The 3,522-nt window shown below is 37.0% G+C and carries 3 protein-coding genes; all 3 read right to left on the reverse strand.

The features are described 5' to 3' along the window. Window positions 1–364: hypothetical protein (locus tag LBQ60_11955; GenBank protein ID MDR2038627.1), on the reverse strand; the 364-nt coding region annotated here is incomplete at its 3' end. Between the two features lie 10 nt (window positions 365–374). Further along, window positions 375–1,868: a sugar ABC transporter ATP-binding protein gene (locus LBQ60_11960; protein MDR2038628.1), complete on the reverse strand. Its 1,494-nt coding sequence runs from the start codon at window positions 1,866–1,868 to the stop codon at window positions 375–377. 94 nt (window positions 1,869–1,962) lie between these two features. Continuing rightward, a complete protein-coding gene (locus LBQ60_11965) occupies window positions 1,963–3,039 on the reverse strand; it encodes a substrate-binding domain-containing protein (protein MDR2038629.1) in 1,077 nt (358 codons plus the stop codon). Window positions 3,040–3,522 lie beyond the last annotated feature (483 nt).

Consider the following 3,522-nt stretch of genomic DNA (forward strand, 5'->3'; position numbering starts at 1 on the left):
CATTGATGAAACCTATAGCGATCGTTGTGACAAACGCTACAATAATCGCTACTAGACCTGAAACTGCCACATCAGGTTTCATGATTTGCGTCATGATACACAATAAAAGCGACATTGCAGAACCACATGATAAATCAAGCCCTCCAGAAATGATAACGACCGCCTGTCCCATCGTCAACAAAACTAATGGGACAAAGGAGTTGATATTGCTTTTAAAACCAAATTCAGAAAAAAAATTTCCTTGCATGGATGCCGTAATTATAAGCATAACAATAAGAATTATAACTGTTATAGATTCAGATTTTGATACTAACGATTGTATATAGTGTGATAAAATCCATTTTTTTGCTGGTTTTTCCATCATGGTAGTACTCCTAATTGACCTTTATGGATTTGGCGACAATATTATCTTCGCTAATTTCATTACCGGTTAATTCGGCAGTAATACGACCTTCGTACATGATAAGAACACGGTCACAATAACTGACTAATTCATCATTATCACTGGCGTAAATAATCACACTCATGTTCTTTTCCTTAACCAGTTTTATGATAAAATCATAAAGGTCCTTTCGCGCCTTAATGTCAACTCCCTTTGCAGGATCCGCAAGTAACAATACTTTTATAGCAAAAGGCAACCATTTTCCAACAACAACCTTTTGCTGATTTCCACCTGAAAGTGTATTCAATAAAGTATCAATACTACTGGTTTTAATGGATAGTGCTTTACAAATTTCTTCCGCTTCCCTCCGATACTTTTTCTTTGGAGTAAATAATGGTTGATGAGGTAATCCTAACTTTGGAAATATCATATTAAAATAAATTGATTTATCGAAAAAAACCCCTTCTTTTTGGCGGTCACCCGGAACAAGCATCATTCCGGCTCGTACTGCATGTGATGATTTTGAAACTAAAATTTTTTTCCCGTTTATATGCACATCACCTTTAGCCGCCTGAAAGTTTCCAGCAAGAGCAAGCATCAGTTCATCTTGTCCCTGCCCTGCCAATCCTCCAATCCCGAGAATCTCACCTTTTTTTAGTTTAAATCCAACAGATTTTAAGTATTTCCCATAGTTTAAGTTATTTACCTCAAGAATATATTCATCTTCGATTTCATGGTACTCTTTTACGACCTTGAGACTTCCGGTTTCACCTATAATCAGATCAATAACTGCATCTGCATTCTTTTTTTCCAGCGAGAAATCAATATTTCCGGCATTTTCTCCGTTACGAAATACCGTAATATTATCACAGATTTCCATCACTTCCCATATGCGATGAGATGTAAAAACTATCGCAGTACCTTCGGAAGTGAGTTTACGCATAAACTGGAAAAGGTACCGAACTTCTAATTGTTCGAGCGCCGCTGTTGGTTCGTCGAGAATTAAAAGTTTGGGTTTCACAGAAATGGCTTTAGCAATTTCTGTTACTTGTTTTTCACCGGGATTCAAGACATTAACTTTTTTGTTAACATTTATGTCTGGCATTAGATTCGTGACCAATTCCTGTGCGAATTTTATTGCATATGTATCATCTAAGAATATCTTTCTCTTCTTTTCCATTCCAAGATTAATGTTCTGCCAAACAGTAAGATCGGGGATTAAACTTAAATTTTGAAACACCATTGAAATGCCATTTGCTTTTGCCTCACTTGGATTCTTGAATTCAACTTCTTTACTATCAAATTCAATAATCCCACTGTCTTTTTTTAACAATCCGGTAATAATTTTGGCAATTGTACTTTTTCCAGAACCATTACTGCCCAACAAGCCGGTGATTTTTCCTGCTTCACAGGTAAGGTTGGCATTATTTAATGCTACAACACCACCAAAGGCTTTTCGTATTCCAGTCGCTTTGAGGAGTGCCAAATAAATCCCCTTTTTTCAAAATCAATTTTTCGCACAACACAATTCTCTTTATAATTTACCTCAGAGATATTATCTCTGAGGTAAATACGTGTGATTACAGAAACAACGCATCAGCTTCTGCTACAGAAATATCTTCAGTAAGAAGATAATCTTCCGGTTTATTTTGAACAATATCCCAGAGTTCGTCAAAATTTTCATTAGTATAGAATTGTTTTACTTCGTAATAATAGGTTGCCCCAAATTGTCCACCAAGAACACCAGGTTTAAAGCTTTTACCCTCCGCAATATTAACCGCGATACGAAGTCCACTTACCACAATAGTCGGAGGATTAGGGTTGGAACATATTTTAATATCTACCCCACTATCTATCAGTGTCTTCCATTTACGTGCAAACGCAGTACCACATTCGCCATACATCACTTTGGGTAATTTTCCAAGATCAAGAAATGCCGATAACACACCATCAGCCATTGAATCCTGTGTAAATACCCCGTCAATTTGTTGTCCACCACCGAGAATCTGAGTGGCAGTTTGTTTTGCAACCTGTTCATCCCAACCTCCGGTTACATCCGCAACAAGTCTGATGTTGGGATAATTTTTGAGTGTATCATGAACAGCCTTAATGCGTTGATTATTTGCGGGGTGTCCTTCACCACCGTAAATTTGGATTGTATTTCCGTTACCGAGATTTGAAGCAATATATTCTGCTGTTTCTTTTGACCAATCATAATGATTGATACTGACACAGGTAACACCAGGAACATTTACTTCACAATCTACAACGACCACAGTTTTGTTGGCAGCAACGGCTTCTGATAATACCCCATTCAAATCTGTTGGAGAATTGGGATTTACCACGATGACATTGATTTCAGGGTCATTAATGAAGTTACGGATAATATTGGCTTGTTCTGCAGCATCAAAATTTGTCACATTTTCGACAATTCTGTAGTTTTTGATCCTGCCCTGACTTTTATAGTCCTCACATTGTTCCCTGAATGCATCGGTACCTTCAGTCCGGAAGTTCGTTCCTGACGCACCCGGTGAAAAACCGATAACAAGACCACCGTTGGTGCTCGTACTAACAGCTTCCTTTTTATTACAACTGGTGAAGACCATAATAGTACAAAGCAAAGAAACCCCCAAAATAATTACTCCTCGTTTTTTCATTTTTTCCTCCTGGAAAGGGTTATCTCAACCAAGTTGAGCTTTAGCATATAATCGATTATATATCCTATTACAATAATCTATCATTCTATTTCTTATATGTCAACCCTTTTTTCACTTTTTTTCACTTTTTTTTGTAATTATTTAATCGGTTCCTTTTTTGACTCGTTTTGTCTAATGAAATATTGAAAATATTGCGGTTTAATAGAAATGTATGCTCTCTGTCGCAGAAAATTACTTTATTGCGGTTAACATGAGGTACGAGTATTCGTTACCATGTATTTGCATTATCGATGCCAGGACATAGAAGAATCACCACCGGAAATCCGATTATAAAATACCGGCGTCAATATGAAGGCGCGTATCGTCCAGCAATTCTCAGTTTGAAAAAATAACGCCTTAAATTGGCAAAGTGTGTATTAAAAAGTAGACAATCATCGGGATAAAACCGAAGCAAAACGTTGTTTACAGGCTTTTCTGCCTGAA

The sequence above is a fragment of the Bacteroidales bacterium genome, from assembly GCA_031275285.1.
GTDB lineage: Bacteria > Bacteroidota > Bacteroidia > Bacteroidales > UBA4181 > JAIRLS01.

Excerpts from the sequence above, each read along its gene's own strand:
- LBQ60_11965 (MDR2038629.1), bottom strand. The coding sequence starts at position 3,039 with ATGAAAAAACGAGGAGTAATTATTTTGGGGGTTTCTTTGCTTTGTACT.